Here is a 17137-nt window from a genome sequence, read left to right as displayed (position 1 = left end):
GTTCTATATATTTAAGATACACCAGCAAATATTAGAATTGATAATCAACTATAATAAGAATGAATTATTAAAAGTTGATGAATCTGTTTACGATATTGAAAGTAATAGTTTCACCAAAATATATAAGTTGTTATTTGATACTTTGATTCTGAGAAGGGATACTTTAAGTCTACTAATTTCAGATTATTTTGATTCGGAAACCAATAGAAACAATTATTTTTTGCTACACAATACTTCTAAAAATAGAGCTATATTTAAAATTAGAGAATATAAGTGCAGATCACTTCTTAAGCTCTATCTATCTGTGAATGATAATTCTATTGATATTGGTCGTATAAATCGCTATAACAATAAGAATTTTAAAGAATTCTATTCAAAAGTTTGTTTTGAATTTTTACGTGATGAAGGTAGACTGCGAACGTTTGATGAAAAAGATGTTTTAAATATGATAATTTTAAGCATGAATAATGAGTATAGTCTTGCTTTTATGTTATATCAATTGTTATATACAGATTATACAGAATGGGATGATAACATTGAATTTTATGATACTGAGATTAAAAAATTAATGAGCTGCGATGAAGAGCAACAAAACTACCTTTTCGAGCAAGCTAAAGAAAAAATTTTAAGCACAAATATCAGCCATCGTATTACAGATAAACTTTTAGATAATCTATGGACAAAACGAAATGAAAAAATTACAGATTTTTATTGGTTTAAACAGTTTGGTAGAAGGCATCAAATGTCAGAACTTAAAATTATATATGTTCAATGGTTATTGTCAGGTAAAGAATATTCATTCTCAAGCAGATTTAACTTTATATACGATTCATTAAGCTTTGGTAAAGTGGTAACAAGAGCGAAGAAAAGTGAAAAATGTATAAAAGCCTCTGTTAATAAATTACATTGGAAACGTGTTAGAAATAAAGAGAAAATGGATAACTTCTGTAGAGAATATTTGCTTCTTACTGATAAGTTAGATTCGGTTTTCACAAATGATTTTTATTCGTACAAGCAAAATGATATACAATTATCAGTTGAATATCTTTTGAATACGAATAAAGTTGACTTATCAAATGTAATAGAAAATCTATCAGTATCAAGTTTATTGCGTCTAGAGTGGATATTAAGATTCAGAGTTCACCGTTACAATCGAGATTTTAGCTATACTAGTAGAACCATTTTTGATTCCATGACTTCTAATAGTCCATTTTATTGGTCTGGTGGTGAAGGAGTATTAGAATTTTATATCCTTAAAACTATTGATAGTTATTATGGTGATTTATATAGTGACAGTCAATTTTTAGATGGACTTAAACGTAACTTAATATCTACATTGAATTTCCATAATTTTACAGTCAGTGAGTATGTTGAATTAATCTCTGAAAAAGTTTCAACCATAGATAGTATTTCTATATTCCAAAAGGAAGAAATTATTCGTAAATTAAATGATTTGTTATACAATACCGCAACAAACAATAATCAAAGTAAGCCAGATTATAAAAAACCATACAGATATAGGTAAATAGATTCAGTACCTTGTTTTAATATATATAAAATACAGATATATATTCTTATCTGGAAAAATATAATCTAAATCAACAACTATTTGTCTAAAAAAATTCAATATTTGATTTGGTTATATCTTATTGAATGAAATTTATAAGTAAATGAACTTTTAATGTTATACTATAAAAGTCAATATTTTAGAAAGCAGGTTACTACATGACAAATTCTGTAAGTTCGAACCGACCTGAGAACTTCGACATTGCAACTTAATTTTCATATATCATTGGCATCGAATTCATCTGGATTGACACGGAAAATCCACCTCACGATGCTATCGGCTGGGTCGCAAAGAAATAAAAAGTCCTGTCACTTTCTCCCATTTAACCTTTGACTATTCCGCAAAATTATCGTACAATAAAGAGTACATGATAAAATGAGGTCAGAGTCTGTTCACTCTGGCGATAGTAGTAAAAATGAGGAGAAACGCTTTGGAATTAGAAGTATTTGCTGGGCAAGAAAAAAGTGAACTATCTATGATTGAGGTAGCGCGTGCTATCTTGGAACTTCGTGGTCGCGATCATGAGATGCATTTTAGTGATCTTGTAAACGAAATTCAAAACTACCTTGGAACATCAAACAGCGATATCCGCGAAGCTTTGCCTTTGTTCTACACAGAGTTGAACTTTGACGGCAGCTTTATCTCTCTTGGAGACAACAAATGGGGGCTTCGTTCATGGTATGGTGTGGACGAAATCGACGAAGAAATCATCGCTCTTGAAGAAAGTGACGACGATGAAGTAGCACCAAAAGCTAAGAAAAAACGCGTCAATGCCTTTATGGATGGCGATTCAGATGCCATTGACTACAATGCGGATGATCCAGAAGATGAAGATGCATACGAAGCTGATCCAGCTCTTTCATACGATGATGAAAATCCAGATGATGAGAAAAATGAAGTGGAAGCTTACGATGCAGAAATCAACGAAATCGCCCCTGATGACTTGGGTGAAGACGTGGATCTCAACGAAGAAGACGACGAGTTTTCAGATGATGATTCTGAAATAGGTGACGAAGAATAGGAAACCTCTTGGGAGAAGATCAGTTTGATCTTCTCTTTTTATTTGTCGGACGAGAGTTGATGATTTCCTTGAAATAAAGTGCTAGAGGGTGTAAAATAAAGGTGAGATGGTGTGCATTTTTCAAAGGAGGTGCCTGCCGATGGAGTTTCGTTTAGATAAAAGTTTGTATGACTTGGGAATTAAGAATGTCGTGATTGGTATCGCTAAAAACGTCGATCCTCATGCTGATTTGCCTCTTGCTTTTCTAAAAAAGAAAGAGGCGAGGGAGAAGTGGGCGCTAGAGTGTGATGTAAAAGAAGTTCAAGAGTCTCCTGTTATCCAAGGTTATAGGCAACTGCTTCAGCGAATCGGACGTAGCGTCAAGAAAAATCCACCGACAGTGGTCGCTCTCATTCGCAATATCCAGCATCGTGGCTCCCTCCCTCACATCAATAGTATCATCGATATCTACAATGTAGAGGCGCTTTCTTCTTTGTTGGCAATTGGTGGGCACGACCTAGATAAGATTGGAGGGCAGATAGAGTTTTCTGTTAGCCAAAGGGAGGACATTTTCCTACCTATCTTATCAACGGAGAAGCATGTTGCACAGACGGACTATGTCTATCGTGATGAAAAAGGAGTTCTAGCTTGGCTGGATGTTCGTGATAGTGAACATTACAAATTTGATGAAGATACAAAAAATGCTATTTTCATCATTCAAGGGAATGAAAACACTTCTGTCGAGATGCGTATAGAAGCGTTAGAAGAAATTGAAAAGGATTTGGCTGCTTGCATGCCTGATTTGCAGTTTGAAAAGAAAGTCATTTCTCTTGAAGGAAACCGCACGGTGGTTCAGGACATTTACTGAGTTTTATAGTGCCTACTTTATGGTATGTAGACAAAGGAGAAAAGTGACATGAAGTCCAATGCTTGGATCAAGAACAACTGGTACTATCTGGATTCCTCAGGTAAGATGCTTCGCAACACCTACACACCTGATGATTATTATGTCAGCAACTCAGGCGTTTGGCAATAAGAATTAGATGTCCTCTTTCCTCATTGAGGAAAGGGGATTTTCCTTGCCTATATACTGCTTCTCTATTTGTCCTAGAGCCCTTTTTGTGTTACAATGAATGGTATGAAAGCTAAGAAATTATGGATGACTGGCTTGACTGTGGCTGGTCTAAGTGCCCTTACTTTAGGGGCTAAAAAAGCAGCAGATAACCACAAACTCATGAAGACTCAAGAAGAGTTGACTGCTATCGTGCGCGAACTTTTCTCAGATATGGGTGAGATTGCGACTCTCTATGTTCAAGTCTACGAAAGTAGCCTAGAGCGACTTGTCGGAGGAGTCATTTTCGAGGATGGCCGTCATTATACCTTTGTCTATGAAAATGAAGACCTGGTCTATGAGGAGGAAGTCTTATGATACAACCAGCAAGTATAGAAGAATTGGCATCTTTAGTAGAAAAAGATGGCAAGAAGGTCTTTCTTTTTGTGGCGGACTGGTGTGGCGATTGCCGTTATATCTATCCATCCTTGCCAGAGATTGAGGAGACCAATCCAGAGTTCACCTTTATTCGAGTGGACCGTGACCAGTATCTGGATCTGGCCAAACTCTGGGATGTGTACGGCATTCCTAGCCTTGTTGTGTTAGAAAAGGACAAGGAAATCGGCCGTTTTGTCAATCGTGACCGTAAAAGCAAGCAACAAATTAACGACTTTTTAGCAGGACTGAAATAGGAGAAAAAGGAAACAATGATTTTTACATATAATAAAGAGCATGTCGGCGATGTCCTTATGATCATCGTGAAAAACAGCGGAGATGCCAAGTTGGACGTGGAGCGCAAAGGAAAGGTAGCCCGTGTTTTCCTCAAAGAAAATGGTGAAACGGTAGCTTGGAATATTTTCGAAGTTTCAAGTTTGTTTGAAATTGCAGAGCGCGGTCAAGTCTTTTTGACAGATGAGCAAGTTGCTCGTTTGAACCAAGAATTGCAGGCGGAAGGCTTTGCGGAAGAGATTGTCAATGACAAAGAACCTAAGTTTGTCGTCGGTGAGATTGTCGAGATGGTAGCTCACCCAGATAGTGACCACCTCAACATCTGCCAAGTTGCAGTCGCAAGTGATAAGACAGTGCAAATCGTTGCAGGGGCTCCTAATGCGCGTGTTGGATTGAAAACAATTGTGGCTCTTCCTGGAGCGATGATGCCAAAAGGCAATCTCATTTTCCCAGGCGAGCTTCGTGGTGAGAAGAGTTTTGGCATGATGTGCAGCCCTCGTGAATTGCATTTGCCAAATGCTCCGCAAAAACGTGGGGTTATTGAATTACCAGAAGACCAAGTTGTTGGAACTCCATTTGACCCAGCCAAACACTGGACTGCCTAGGAAGTTGTCAGTATCTGATACACCAGATAGAAGGAAATAAGATGGCAAAAAATGTAGTGATTACAGGAGCGACCTCAGGAATAGGTGAAGCGATTGCGCGTGCTTATCTGGAACAGGGGGAGAATGTTGTTCTAACAGGGCGACGGACAGACAGACTAGAAGCCCTCAAGTCGGAATTTGCAGAAACTTTTCCAAATCAAACAGTTTGGATCTTTCCACTGGATGTCACGGATATGACCATGGTCAAGACTGTCTGCTCCGATATTTTGGAAACGATAGGTAAGATTGATATCTTGGTCAATAACGCCGGACTGGCTCTTGGCTTGGCTCCCTATCAAGACTATGAAGAGTTGGATATGCTGACCATGTTGGATACCAACGTGAAGGGTTTGATGGCGGTTACTCGCTGTTTCTTACCAGCAATGGTAAAAGTCAATCAGGGGCATATTATCAACATGGGGTCAACCGCAGGAATTTATGCCTATGCGGGAGCCGCTGTTTACTCAGCCACTAAGGCAGCAGTTAAGACTTTTTCAGATGGATTGCGAATCGATACCATCGCAACGGATATCAAGGTGACCACCATTCAGCCAGGGATTGTCGAAACAGATTTCTCTACAGTTCGTTTTCACGGTGACAAAGAGCGTGCTGCGACCGTCTATCAGGGAATTGAGGCCTTGCAAGCTCAGGATATTGCAGATACAGTGGTCTATGTGACCAGTCAGCCCCGTCGTGTGCAGATTACAGATATGACCATTATGGCCAATCAACAGGCGACAGGTTTTATGGTTCATAAAAAGTAAAAAATTTCCTCAAAAAGTTACAAATTTCTGTAACTTTTTTTGATTTCCTGCGAATAGATAAGTAGGAGGATGAAAAATGTATAATAAAGTTATCATGATTGGGCGTTTGACGTCTACACCAGAATTGCACAAAACCAACAATGACAAGTCAGTGGCTCGCGCAACGATTGCTGTGAACCGTCGTTACAAAGACCAAAATGGAGAACGCGAAGCCGACTTTATCAATCTCGTTCTTTGGGGAAAATTGGCTGAAACCTTGGCAAGTTATGCAACTAAAGGTAGCCTCATTTCTGTTGATGGGGAATTGCGTACCCGTCGCTTTGAGAAAAATGGGCAGATCAACTATGTGACCGAAGTTCTCGTGACAGGTTTCCAACTCTTGGAAAGCCGCGCCCAACGTGCCTTGCGTGAAAATAACGCAGGTCAAGACTTGGCAGATTTGGTTTTGGAAGAGGAGGAATTGCCATTTTAAGCATTGAAAAGTCTGAGTTGGTCTCAGGCTTTTTTATATTGAGAAAGTCAGACTTTTTTCTTGACTATTTCTGACCAAGTGATACAATAGAACTATGAATTAGCACTCAGATATAAAGAGTGCTAATAATATGTATTTCATCATGGAGGAAAACAGATGTTGAAACCATTAGGAGACCGTGTGGTCTTGAAAATCGAAGAAAAAGAACAAACTGTTGGAGGCTTTGTCCTTGCAGGCTCAGCCCAAGAAAAAACAAAAACAGCCCAAGTTGTAGCTACTGGACAAGGTGTTCGTACTTTGAACGGTGACTTGGTAGCTCCAAGCGTTAAGTCTGGAGACCGTGTCTTAGTTGAAGCCCACGCAGGTCTTGATGTCAAAGATGGCGATGAAAAGTACATCATCGTTGGCGAAGCTAACATCTTGGCTATCATTGAAGAATAGAAGGAGAATGTAAGTATGTCAAAAGAAATTAAATTTTCATCTGATGCTCGTTCAGCTATGGTTCGTGGTGTCGATATCCTTGCAGACACTGTTAAAGTAACCTTGGGACCAAAAGGTCGTAATGTCGTGTTGGAAAAATCATTCGGTTCACCACTCATCACCAATGACGGTGTAACCATTGCCAAAGAAATCGAGTTGGAAGACCATTTTGAAAATATGGGTGCCAAGTTGGTATCAGAAGTCGCTTCAAAAACCAATGATATCGCAGGTGATGGGACAACTACTGCAACAGTCTTGACCCAAGCTATCGTACGTGAAGGAATCAAGAACGTCACAGCAGGTGCCAATCCAATCGGTATCCGTCGGGGGATTGAAGCAGCGGTTGCCGCAGCTGTAGAAGCCTTGAAAAACAATGCCATCCCTGTTGCCAATAAAGAAGCCATCGCTCAGGTTGCCGCTGTATCTTCTCGTTCTGAGAAAGTCGGCGAATACATCTCTGAAGCCATGGAAAAAGTTGGCAAGGACGGTGTCATCACCATTGAAGAGTCACGTGGTATGGAAACAGAGCTCGAAGTCGTAGAAGGAATGCAGTTTGACCGCGGTTACCTTTCACAGTACATGGTGACAGATAGCGAAAAAATGGTGGCTGACCTTGAAAATCCATACATCTTGATTACAGATAAGAAGATTTCAAATATCCAAGAAATCTTACCACTTCTAGAAAGTATTCTTCAAAGCAACCGTCCGCTCTTGATTATTGCGGATGATGTAGATGGCGAAGCTCTTCCAACCCTTGTATTGAACAAGATTCGTGGTACTTTCAATGTAGTTGCTGTCAAAGCTCCTGGCTTTGGAGACCGTCGTAAAGCCATGCTTGAAGACATCGCTATTTTGACAGGTGGAACTGTCATCACAGAAGATCTTGGTCTTGAGTTGAAAGATGCGACGATTGAGGCGCTTGGTCAAGCTGCTAGAGTGACTGTGGACAAAGATAGCACTGTTATCGTAGAAGGTGCTGGAATTCCTGAAGCTATTTCTCACCGTGTTGCGGTTATCAAGTCTCAAATCGAAACCACAACCTCTGAATTTGACCGTGAAAAATTGCAAGAACGCTTGGCAAAATTGTCAGGTGGTGTCGCTGTTATCAAGGTCGGTGCTGCAACTGAAACTGAGTTGAAAGAAATGAAACTCCGCATTGAAGACGCCCTCAACGCTACTCGTGCAGCTGTTGAAGAAGGTATCGTTGCAGGTGGTGGAACTGCTCTTGCTAATGTTATCCCAGCCGTGGCTGATTTAGAATTGACAGGAGACGAAGCAACGGGCCGCAATATTGTTCTCCGCGCCTTAGAAGAACCTGTTCGTCAAATCGCCCACAATGCAGGATTTGAAGGATCTATCGTTATTGACCGTTTGAAGAATGCTGAAGTTGGTACAGGCTTCAACGCAGCAACAGGCGAGTGGGTTAATATGATTGAAGAAGGAATCATCGACCCAGTTAAAGTGAGTCGTTCAGCCCTTCAAAATGCAGCATCTGTAGCCAGCTTGATTTTGACTACAGAAGCAGTCGTAGCCAATAAACCAGAACCAGTATCCCCAGCTCCAGCCATGGATCCAAGCATGATGGGCGGGATGATGTAAAAACTATTAAAGGAGGGATGGGTATTCCCTCCTTTTATGGTTTTCTATTCTAAATAGATTTGAGCTCTCCTAACTTATATGATAAAATAAGACTAGAAGAAGGAGAAGAACATGATCGATGTAGAAGAAATTCTGAGTAAGATGAATCCTAATCAGAAGATTAATTATGACCGTGTTATGCAGAAGATGGTACAAGTATGGGAGAAAAATGAGCAGCGCCCAACCATTCTCATGCATGTTTGCTGTGCTCCTTGTAGTACCTACACCCTAGAGTATCTAACCAAGTATGCGGATGTGACTATCTATTTTGCCAATTCCAATATCCATCCCAAGGCAGAATACCACAAGCGGGCTTACGTCACCAAAAAATTTGTCAGTGATTTCAATGAGCGAACAGGAAATACAGTCCAGTATCTAGAAGCTCCCTACGAACCCAATGAATACCGGAAGTTAGTCAGAGGACTAGAAGAAGAACCCGAAGGTGGTGATCGTTGCAAGGTTTGTTTTGACTACCGTTTGGATAAAACGGCGCAAGTGGCTATGGATTTGGGATTTGACTACTTTGGTTCAGCTTTGACCATCAGTCCCCATAAGAATTCTCAAACCATCAATAGCATCGGGATAGATGTTCAAAAGATATACACGACCCACTATCTTCCAAGTGATTTCAAGAAAAATCAAGGCTACAAACGTTCGGTGGAGATGTGCGAGGAGTATGATATTTATCGTCAATGTTATTGTGGATGCGTCTATGCAGCTCAAGCCCAGAATATTGATCTTGTTCAGGTTAAGAAAGATGCTACAGCTTTCTTGCTGGATAAGGATGTTGAAAAAGACTATTCCCACATCAAATTTACTGTCACTAAATTAGATATATAGAAATCAACCCAGCTGAAAAGCTGGGTTTTTCAAATAAAAAAACCAGGGCTCTCACCCCGGTTTGACAACTTTACCGATTCTTTAGTTCTATGTAGCGTTTGTACCAAATGTTGACATAGGCCTCTGAGAAAGGACCGCGTCCATTGTTGATCCAATCAACAAGGATTTTAACATGCTCTTTCAAAATATAGTCTAAATCATCAGAATACTTCATTTTGCGTTTATGGCGCTCATACTCTTCAACGTCCAAGAGACGCTTTTCACCATCAGTGAAGACCTTAACATCCAAATCGTAATCAATGTATTTCAGGGCTTCCTCATCTAGATAGTAGGGGCTAGCCATATTGCAATAGTAGGAAATTCCATTATCGCGAATCATAGCAATGATATTAAACCAATATTTTTTGTGAAAGTAAACAATAGCCGGTTCTCGAGTCACCCAACGACGACCGTCACTTTCGGTAACAAGTGTGTGGTCGTTGACGCCGATAATAGCGTTCTCTGTTGTTTTTAGTACCATGGTGTCCCGCCAAGTACGGTGGAGACTCCCATCATGCTTATAACTTTGAATTGTAATAAAGTCGCCTTCTTTTGGAAGTTTCATAACTAACCAACTTTCTACAATTTATAAGTTTATCGTTTACTATTATATCATAAATCGGTCTAATTTTTTTGAATTTTACACGAAAATATTAAAGATATTCTCTAAGAGCGCTGGCTATATCCGAAAAATCGTAGCCTTTTCTAGCTAAAACTTGAGTTAAACGCTGTTTAAGTTCGTATCCTTCATACTTTCGAGCATATTTAGCATATTGTTTGTCTAGCTCTTTAAAAATGAGTTCTTGAGTCGTTTCTTGGTCAACTTGACTGTCCAAGTCATCAAAGGCACTTTTAGCATCAGCATAGGAGAAGCCCTTGTTAGTCAAGTTTTGGATAATCTTATCTTGCAAAGCGCGAGCAGGAAGCTTTCCCGTGTATTTTTTAAGTAGTTTCTCCGCCACACGATGAGCAACCTCTGAAAAATCAAAATCCTTTAAAACCTCTTCAATAGTTGATTTGGCAATCCCTTTTTGAGATAGTTTTTGAGCTAGCACATAAGGTCCCTTATCTCCAGAAAGTTGATTTGCATTGATGATAGAGTAGACATACTGACGATCATTAATCCAGTTGTCCTCTTTAAGATTAGCGATAACTTGACTAGTTATTTTTTCATCAATATCATACTTTTTCAGATACTCTCGCACTTCCTTTTCAGTACGAGCCTTGAAGGATAGATGGTAGAGAGCAAGATTTTTACCATAAGAAAACTGGGCAAAATCCTGAATCTCGGTCAGTTCCTCTTTGCTAATGACCTTATCTCGAGACAGCATAAAACGGACAATGGTATCTTCAGTGATATAAGAGGTTTGCTGTTCATCTAACTCCATCAGGTAGAGGCGTTTTTTCTTTTCAAGTTTTGTGATTTTCATAGTACTATTATACCTTAAAATGTGATAAGATAGGGGTATGAATCTGAAAGTCAAACAAAAAATACCTTTAAAAATCAAGCGGATGGGTATCAATGGTGAGGGAATCGGTTTCTACCAGAAAACCCTCGTTTTTGTGCCAGGTGCCCTCAAGGGAGAAGATATCTATTGTCAGATTACTTCTATTAAACGTAACTTTGTAGAAGCAAAATTACTAAAGGTTAATAAGAAGTCTAAATTTCGAGTCGTACCTGCATGTACGATTTATAATGAATGTGGTGGTTGCCAAATCATGCACCTTCACTATGATAAACAGTTAGAGTTTAAAACGGATTTGCTCCACCAAGCCTTGAAAAAATTTGCCCCTGCAGGATATGAAAACTATGAAATTCGTCCAACTATCGGTATGCAGGAACCAAAGTACTACCGTGCTAAGTTGCAATTTCAAACTCGGAAATTTAAAAATCAGGTCAAGGCAGGTTTGTATGCGCAAAACTCTCATTATCTTGTAGAATTGAAAGATTGCTTGGTACAAGATAAGGAGACTCAAGTGATTGCGAATCGCTTAGCTGAACTTCTTACTTACCACCAAATTCCAATTACAGATGAGAGAAAAACGCTCGGTATTCGCACTATCATGGTACGTCGAGCGAGAAAAACTGGACAAGTCCAGATTATCGTCGTAACTAACCGCCAGTTGAATTTGAATCACCTAGTCAAAGACCTAGTCAAGGATTTTCCAGAAGTCGTCACAGTTGCGGTTAACACAAATACAGCAAAAACAAGTGAAATCTATGGTGAGAAGACGGAAATTATCTGGGGCCAAGAGAGTATTCAAGAAGGAGTACTCGACTATGAGTTTTCTCTCTCCCCTCGAGCTTTTTATCAGCTTAATCCTGAGCAGACAGAGATTCTCTATAGTGAAGCAGTTAAGGCTCTGGATGTCAGCAAAGAAGATCATCTGATTGATGCCTATTGCGGTGTTGGGACGATTGGATTTGCCTTCGCAAATAAGATCAAGAGTCTCAGAGGGATGGATATTATTCCAGAAGCCATAGAAGATGCCAAGCGAAACGCTCAAAAAATGGGGTTTGACAATACCCATTACGAAGTGGGGACAGCTGAAGAGATTATTTCACGCTGGTATCAAGAGGGTTACCGAGCGAATGCACTGATAGTCGATCCTCCTCGTACGGGCTTAGATGATAAGTTGTTGGATACCATTCTGGCTTATGTTCCAGAAAAAATGGTCTATGTATCCTGCAATGTTTCGACCTTGGCGCGAGATTTAGTTAAACTAGTGAAAGTCTATGATCTCCAGTATATCCAGTCAGTCGATATGTTTCCCCACACCGCACGAACAGAAGCAGTCGTGAAGCTGGAAAAAAGTAAAAAAAGTTTCAAAAAAGTGTTGACATAGGTCAACAGCTGTGATATACTAATATAGTTGTCGCTTGAGAGAGATTGAGTGACAAAGACCTTTGAAAACTGAACAAGACGAACCAATGTGCAGGGCACTATAACAAAGGTTATAGTACTGAACAATGAAAAAAACAANAAATCTGTCAGTGACAGAAATGAGTGAGAACTCAAACTTTTAATGAGAGTTTGATCCTGGCTCAGGACGAACGCTGGCGGCGTGCCTAATACATGCAAGTAGAACGCTGAAGGAGGAGCTTGCTTCTCCGGATGAGTTGCGAACGGGTGAGTAACGCGTAGGTAACCTGCCTGGTAGCGGGGGATAACTATTGGAAACGATAGCTAATACCGCATAATAGCAGTTATTGCATGATAACTGTTTGAAAGGTGCAATTGCACCACTACCAGATGGACCTGCGTTGTATTAGCTAGTTGGTGGGGTAACGGCTCACCAAGGCGACGATACATAGCCGACCTGAGAGGGTGATCGGCCACACTGGGACTGAGACACGGCCCAGACTCCTACGGGAGGCAGCAGTAGGGAATCTTCGGCAATGGACGGAAGTCTGACCGAGCAACGCCGCGTGAGTGAAGAAGGTTTTCGGATCGTAAAGCTCTGTTGTAAGAGAAGAACGAGTGTGAGAGTGGAAAGTTCACACTGTGACGGTATCTTACCAGAAAGGGACGGCTAACTACGTGCCAGCAGCCGCGGTAATACGTAGGTCCCGAGCGTTGTCCGGATTTATTGGGCGTAAAGCGAGCGCAGGCGGTTAGATAAGTCTGAAGTTAAAGGCTGTGGCTTAACCATAGTACGCTTTGGAAACTGTTTAACTTGAGTGCAAGAGGGGAGAGTGGAATTCCATGTGTAGCGGTGAAATGCGTAGATATATGGAGGAACACCGGTGGCGAAAGCGGCTCTCTGGCTTGTAACTGACGCTGAGGCTCGAAAGCGTGGGGAGCAAACAGGATTAGATACCCTGGTAGTCCACGCCGTAAACGATGAGTGCTAGGTGTTAGACCCTTTCCGGGGTTTAGTGCCGCAGCTAACGCATTAAGCACTCCGCCTGGGGAGTACGACCGCAAGGTTGAAACTCAAAGGAATTGACGGGGGCCCGCACAAGCGGTGGAGCATGTGGTTTAATTCGAAGCAACGCGAAGAACCTTACCAGGTCTTGACATCCCTCTGACCGCTCTAGAGATAGAGTTTTCCTTCGGGACAGAGGTGACAGGTGGTGCATGGTTGTCGTCAGCTCGTGTCGTGAGATGTTGGGTTAAGTCCCGCAACGAGCGCAACCCCTATTGTTAGTTGCCATCATTCAGTTGGGCACTCTAGCGAGACTGCCGGTAATAAACCGGAGGAAGGTGGGGATGACGTCAAATCATCATGCCCCTTATGACCTGGGCTACACACGTGCTACAATGGCTGGTACAACGAGTCGCAAGCCGGTGACGGCAAGCTAATCTCTTAAAGCCAGTCTCAGTTCGGATTGTAGGCTGCAACTCGCCTACATGAAGTCGGAATCGCTAGTAATCGCGGATCAGCACGCCGCGGTGAATACGTTCCCGGGCCTTGTACACACCGCCCGTCACACCACGAGAGTTTGTAACACCCGAAGTCGGTGAGGTAACCTTTTAGGAGCCAGCCGCCTAAGGTGGGATAGATGATTGGGGTGAAGTCGTAACAAGGTAGCCGTATCGGAAGGTGCGGCTGGATCACCTCCTTTCTAAGGATAAGGAACTGCGCATTGGTCTTGTTTAGTCTTGAGAGGTCTTGTGGGGCCTTAGCTCAGCTGGGAGAGCGCCTGCTTTGCACGCAGGAGGTCAGCGGTTCGATCCCGCTAGGCTCCATTGGTGAGAGATCACCAAGTAATGCACATTGAAAATTGAATATCTATATCAAATAGTAACAAGAAAATAAACCGAAACGCTGTAGTATTAAAAGAGTTACTGACTGAAAGGTCAGAAAATAAGGTTAAGTTAATAAGGGCGCACGGTGGATGCCTTGGCACTAGGAGCCGAAGAAGGACGTGACAAACGACGATATGCCTTGGGTAGCTGTAAGTAAGCGATGATCCAGGGATTTCCGAATGGGGGAACCCAACAGGTACTACCTGTTACCCATATCTGTTAAGGATGTGAGGAGGAAGACGCAGTGAACTGAAACATCTAAGTAGCTGCAGGAAGAGAAAGCAAAAGCGATTGCCTTAGTAGCGGCGAGCGAAACGGCAGGAGGGCAAACCGAAGAGTTTACTCTTCGGGGTTGTAGGACTGCAATGTGGACTCAAAGATTATAGAAGAATGATTTGGGAAGATCAGCCAAAGAGAGTAACAGCCTCGTATTTAAAATAGTCTTTGTACCTAGCAGTATCCTGAGTACGGCGGGACACGAGAAATCCCGTCGGAATCTGGGAGGACCATCTCCCAACCCTAAATACTCCCTAGTGACCGATAGTGAACCAGTACCGTGAGGGAAAGGTGAAAAGCACCCCGGGAGGGGAGTGAAATAGAACCTGAAACCGTGTGCCTACAACAAGTTCGAGCCCGTTAATGGGTGAGAGCGTGCCTTTTGTAGAATGAACCGGCGAGTTACGATATGATGCGAGGTTAAGTTGAAGAGACGGAGCCGCAGGGAAACCGAGTCTGAATAGGGCGCATTAGTATCATGTCGTAGACCCGAAACCATGTGACCTACCCATGAGCAGGTTGAAGGTGCGGTAAGACGCACTGGAGGACCGAACCAGGGCACGTTGAAAAGTGCTTGGATGACTTGTGGGTAGCGGAGAAATTCCAAACGAACTTGGAGATAGCTGGTTCTCTCCGAAATAGCTTTAGGGCTAGCGTCGACATTAGAGATTCTTGGAGGTAGAGCACTGTTTGGGTGAGGGGTCCATCCCGGATTACCAATCTCAGATAAACTCCGAATGCCAAAGAATTATGGTCGGCAGTCAGACTGCGAGTGCTAAGATCCGTAGTCGAAAGGGAAACAGCCCAGACCACCAGCTAAGGTCCCAAAATAATTGTTAAGTGGAAAAGGATGTGGGGTTGCACAGACAACTAGGATGTTAGCTTAGAAGCAGCTATTCATTCAAAGAGTGCGTAATAGCTCACTAGTCGAGTGACCCTGCGCCGAAAATGTACCGGGGCTAAAACAATTTACCGAAGCTGTGGATACCTTTATAGGTATGGTAGGAGAGCGTTCTATGTGTGAAGAAGGTATACCGTGAGGAGTGCTGGAACGCATAGAAGTGAGAATGCCGGTATGAGTAGCGAAAGACAGGTGAGAATCCTGTCCACCGTAAGACTAAGGTTTCCAGGGGAAGGCTCGTCCGCCCTGGGTTAGTCGGGACCTAAGGAGAGACCGAAAGGTGTATCCGATGGACAACAGGTTGATATTCCTGTACTAGAGTATGTAGTGATGGAGGGACGCAGTAGGCTAACTAAAGCAGACGATTGGAAGTGTCTGTCTAAGCAGTGAGGTGTGAATTGAGTCAAATGCTTAGTTCTATAACATTGAGCTGTGATGGGGAGCGAAGTTTAGTAGCGAAGTTAGTGACGTCACACTGCCAAGAAAAGCTTCTAGCGTTTAAACATACTCTACCCGTACCGCAAACCGACACAGGTAGTCGAGGCGAGTAGCCTCAGGTGAGCGAGAGAACTCTCGTTAAGGAACTCGGCAAAATGACCCCGTAACTTCGGGAGAAGGGGTGCTGACTTTACGTCAGCCGCAGTGAATAGGCCCAAGCAACTGTTTATCAAAAACACAGCTCTCTGCTAAATCGTAAGATGATGTATAGGGGGTGACGCCTGCCCGGTGCTGGAAGGTTAAGAGGAGTGCTTAGCGGTAACGCGAAGGTATGAATTGAAGCCCCAGTAAACGGCGGCCGTAACTATAACGGTCCTAAGGTAGCGAAATTCCTTGTCGGGTAAGTTCCGACCCGCACGAAAGGCGTAATGATTTGGGCACTGTCTCAACGAGAGACTCGGTGAAATTTTAGTACCTGTGAAGATGCAGGTTACCCGCGACAGGACGGAAAGACCCCATGGAGCTTTACTGCAGTTTGATATTGAGTGTCTGTACCACATGTACAGGATAGGTAGGAGTCTATGAGATCGGGACGCCAGTTTCGAAGGAGACGTTGTTGGGATACTACCCTTGTGTTATGGCCACTCTAACCCAGATAGGTTATCCCTATCGGAGACAGTGTCTGACGGGCAGTTTGACTGGGGCGGTCGCCTCCTAAAAGGTAACGGAGGCGCCCAAAGGTTCCCTCAGAATGGTTGGAAATCATTCGCAGAGTGTAAAGGTATAAGGGAGCTTGACTGCGAGAGCTACAACTCGAGCAGGGACGAAAGTCGGGCTTAGTGATCCGGTGGTTCCGCATGGAAGGGCCATCGCTCAACGGATAAAAGCTACCCTGGGGATAACAGGCTTATCTCCCCCAAGAGTTCACATCGACGGGGAGGTTTGGCACCTCGATGTCGGCTCGTCGCATCCTGGGGCTGTAGTCGGTCCCAAGGGTTGGGCTGTTCGCCCATTAAAGCGGCACGCGAGCTGGGTTCAGAACGTCGTGAGACAGTTCGGTCCCTATCCGTCGCGGGCGTAGGAAATTTGAGAGGATCTGCTCCTAGTACGAGAGGACCAGAGTGGACTTACCGCTGGTGTACCAGTTGTCTTGCCAAAGGCATCGCTGGGTAGCTATGTAGGGAAGGGATAAACGCTGAAAGCATCTAAGTGTGAAACCCACCTCAAGATGAGATTTCCCATGATTATATATCAGTAAGAGCCCTGAGAGATGATCAGGTAGATAGGTTAGAAGTGGAAGTGTGGTGACACATGTAGCGGACTAATACTAATAGCTCGAGGACTTATCCAAAGTAACTGAGAAAACTTAGCGTATGGTTTTTCTAATTATTTGATAGATATTCAATTTTGAGTAGGTATTACTCAGAGTTAAGTGACGATAGCCTAGGAGATACACCTGTACCCATGCCGAACACAGCAGTTAAGCCCTAGAACGCCGGAAGTAGTTGGGGGTTGCCCCCTGTGAGATATGGAAGTCGCTTAGC

At 42.6% G+C, this 17137-nt stretch carries 14 protein-coding genes, 1 tRNA gene, 3 rRNA genes and 1 pseudogene; 17 read left to right on the top strand and 2 right to left on the bottom strand.

The window, feature by feature from the left end:
* The 12 genes and pseudogenes from D8803_RS09890 to D8803_RS09495 all read left to right on the top strand — a co-directional run.
* Positions 1-1525, top strand: a pseudogene (locus D8803_RS09890) (hypothetical protein); the annotation flags it as partial.
* Positions 1526-1997: 472 nt separating this feature from the next.
* Entirely contained in the window at positions 1998-2588 is a 591-nt protein-coding gene (gene rpoE, locus D8803_RS09545) for a DNA-directed RNA polymerase subunit delta (RefSeq protein WP_190316823.1), read from the top strand.
* A 139-nt stretch (positions 2589-2727) separates the two neighbouring features.
* The gene (locus D8803_RS09540; RefSeq protein ID WP_131200932.1) at positions 2728-3435 is read left to right on the top strand and encodes a B3/4 domain-containing protein; all 708 of its coding nucleotides are present in this window, start codon (positions 2728-2730) and stop codon (positions 3433-3435) included.
* A 48-nt stretch (positions 3436-3483) separates the two neighbouring features.
* Positions 3484-3603 (top strand): choline-binding protein A, encoded by a 120-nt coding sequence (locus D8803_RS09535; protein ID WP_131200931.1) that lies wholly within the window; start codon positions 3484-3486, stop codon positions 3601-3603.
* Positions 3604-3696: 93 nt separating this feature from the next.
* Positions 3697-3996, top strand: a complete 300-nt coding sequence (locus tag D8803_RS09530; protein WP_131200930.1) for a DUF4651 domain-containing protein — start codon at positions 3697-3699, stop codon at positions 3994-3996.
* Positions 3993-4310, top strand: coding sequence for a thioredoxin family protein (locus tag D8803_RS09525; RefSeq protein WP_131200929.1), 318 nt, complete (start codon positions 3993-3995; stop codon positions 4308-4310). Before D8803_RS09530 ends, D8803_RS09525 begins: the two co-directional genes overlap by 4 nt.
* A 15-nt stretch (positions 4311-4325) precedes the next feature.
* A complete protein-coding gene (gene ytpR, locus D8803_RS09520) occupies positions 4326-4952 on the top strand; it encodes a YtpR family tRNA-binding protein (protein ID WP_131200928.1) in 627 nt (208 codons plus the stop codon).
* 41 nt (positions 4953-4993) lie between these two features.
* Positions 4994-5755: an SDR family NAD(P)-dependent oxidoreductase gene (locus D8803_RS09515; protein WP_131200927.1), complete on the top strand. Its 762-nt coding sequence runs from the start codon at positions 4994-4996 to the stop codon at positions 5753-5755.
* A 76-nt stretch (positions 5756-5831) separates the two neighbouring features.
* Positions 5832-6227, top strand: coding sequence for a single-stranded DNA-binding protein (locus D8803_RS09510; RefSeq protein ID WP_000282455.1), 396 nt, complete (start codon positions 5832-5834; stop codon positions 6225-6227).
* A gap of 156 nt (positions 6228-6383) precedes the next feature.
* Positions 6384-6668, top strand: a complete 285-nt coding sequence (gene groES / locus D8803_RS09505; protein ID WP_000917329.1) for a co-chaperone GroES — start codon at positions 6384-6386, stop codon at positions 6666-6668.
* A 15-nt stretch (positions 6669-6683) separates the two neighbouring features.
* Positions 6684-8306: a chaperonin GroEL gene (gene groL / locus D8803_RS09500; protein WP_000031549.1), complete on the top strand. Its 1623-nt coding sequence runs from the start codon at positions 6684-6686 to the stop codon at positions 8304-8306.
* A 111-nt stretch (positions 8307-8417) separates the two neighbouring features.
* The gene (locus tag D8803_RS09495) at positions 8418-9185 is read left to right on the top strand and encodes an epoxyqueuosine reductase QueH (RefSeq protein WP_000567567.1); all 768 of its coding nucleotides are present in this window, start codon (positions 8418-8420) and stop codon (positions 9183-9185) included.
* A gap of 70 nt (positions 9186-9255) precedes the next feature.
* Here the strand turns inward: D8803_RS09495 and D8803_RS09490 are convergent, their stop codons facing one another.
* Entirely contained in the window at positions 9256-9789 is a 534-nt protein-coding gene (locus D8803_RS09490; protein ID WP_000775318.1) for a DUF402 domain-containing protein, read from the bottom strand.
* Between the two features lie 88 nt (positions 9790-9877).
* Entirely contained in the window at positions 9878-10654 is a 777-nt protein-coding gene (gene recX / locus D8803_RS09485) for a recombination regulator RecX (RefSeq protein ID WP_000705059.1), read from the bottom strand.
* A gap of 37 nt (positions 10655-10691) precedes the next feature.
* Between recX and rlmD the strand changes: the two genes are divergently transcribed.
* From rlmD to rrf, 5 genes are all read left to right on the top strand, one after another.
* Complete coding sequence (gene rlmD / locus D8803_RS09480; RefSeq protein WP_131200926.1) at positions 10692-12071, top strand: 23S rRNA (uracil(1939)-C(5))-methyltransferase RlmD; 1380 nt, start codon at positions 10692-10694, stop codon at positions 12069-12071.
* A gap of 176 nt (positions 12072-12247) precedes the next feature.
* A 16S ribosomal RNA gene (locus D8803_RS09475) occupies positions 12248-13794 on the top strand.
* Between the two features lie 51 nt (positions 13795-13845).
* Positions 13846-13918: transfer RNA gene (locus tag D8803_RS09470), tRNA-Ala, on the top strand.
* Positions 13919-14040: 122 nt separating this feature from the next.
* Positions 14041-16944: ribosomal RNA gene (locus D8803_RS09465) — 23S ribosomal RNA — on the top strand.
* A 77-nt stretch (positions 16945-17021) separates the two neighbouring features.
* Positions 17022-17137, top strand: a 5S ribosomal RNA gene (gene rrf / locus D8803_RS09460).
* The 16S, 23S and 5S rRNA genes sit together here with 1 tRNA gene alongside, the layout of an rRNA operon.

Origin of the sequence: Streptococcus oralis (assembly GCF_003943385.1) — a bacterium.
In the GTDB taxonomy this organism is placed as follows: domain Bacteria; phylum Bacillota; class Bacilli; order Lactobacillales; family Streptococcaceae; genus Streptococcus; species Streptococcus oralis_CA.
This window is presented reverse-complemented; position numbering and strand designations above follow the sequence as displayed.

What these genes read in the sequence shown, in the direction of transcription:
- D8803_RS09540 (WP_131200932.1), top strand. Translation starts at nt 2,728, where the DNA reads ATGGAGTTTCGTTTAGATAAAAGTTTGTATGACTTGGGAATTAAGAAT.
- D8803_RS09535 (WP_131200931.1), top strand. Translation starts at nt 3,484, where the DNA reads ATGAAGTCCAATGCTTGGATCAAGAACAACTGGTACTATCTGGATTCC.
- D8803_RS09530 (WP_131200930.1), top strand. Translation starts at nt 3,697, where the DNA reads ATGAATGGTATGAAAGCTAAGAAATTATGGATGACTGGCTTGACTGTG.
- D8803_RS09525 (WP_131200929.1), top strand. Translation starts at nt 3,993, where the DNA reads ATGATACAACCAGCAAGTATAGAAGAATTGGCATCTTTAGTAGAAAAA.
- ytpR (WP_131200928.1), top strand. Translation starts at nt 4,326, where the DNA reads ATGATTTTTACATATAATAAAGAGCATGTCGGCGATGTCCTTATGATC.
- D8803_RS09515 (WP_131200927.1), top strand. Translation starts at nt 4,994, where the DNA reads ATGGCAAAAAATGTAGTGATTACAGGAGCGACCTCAGGAATAGGTGAA.
- D8803_RS09510 (WP_000282455.1), top strand. Translation starts at nt 5,832, where the DNA reads ATGTATAATAAAGTTATCATGATTGGGCGTTTGACGTCTACACCAGAA.
- groES (WP_000917329.1), top strand. Translation starts at nt 6,384, where the DNA reads ATGTTGAAACCATTAGGAGACCGTGTGGTCTTGAAAATCGAAGAAAAA.
- groL (WP_000031549.1), top strand. Translation starts at nt 6,684, where the DNA reads ATGTCAAAAGAAATTAAATTTTCATCTGATGCTCGTTCAGCTATGGTT.
- D8803_RS09495 (WP_000567567.1), top strand. Translation starts at nt 8,418, where the DNA reads ATGATCGATGTAGAAGAAATTCTGAGTAAGATGAATCCTAATCAGAAG.
- D8803_RS09490 (WP_000775318.1), bottom strand. Translation starts at nt 9,789, where the DNA reads ATGAAACTTCCAAAAGAAGGCGACTTTATTACAATTCAAAGTTATAAG.
- recX (WP_000705059.1), bottom strand. Translation starts at nt 10,654, where the DNA reads ATGAAAATCACAAAACTTGAAAAGAAAAAACGCCTCTACCTGATGGAG.
- rlmD (WP_131200926.1), top strand. Translation starts at nt 10,692, where the DNA reads ATGAATCTGAAAGTCAAACAAAAAATACCTTTAAAAATCAAGCGGATG.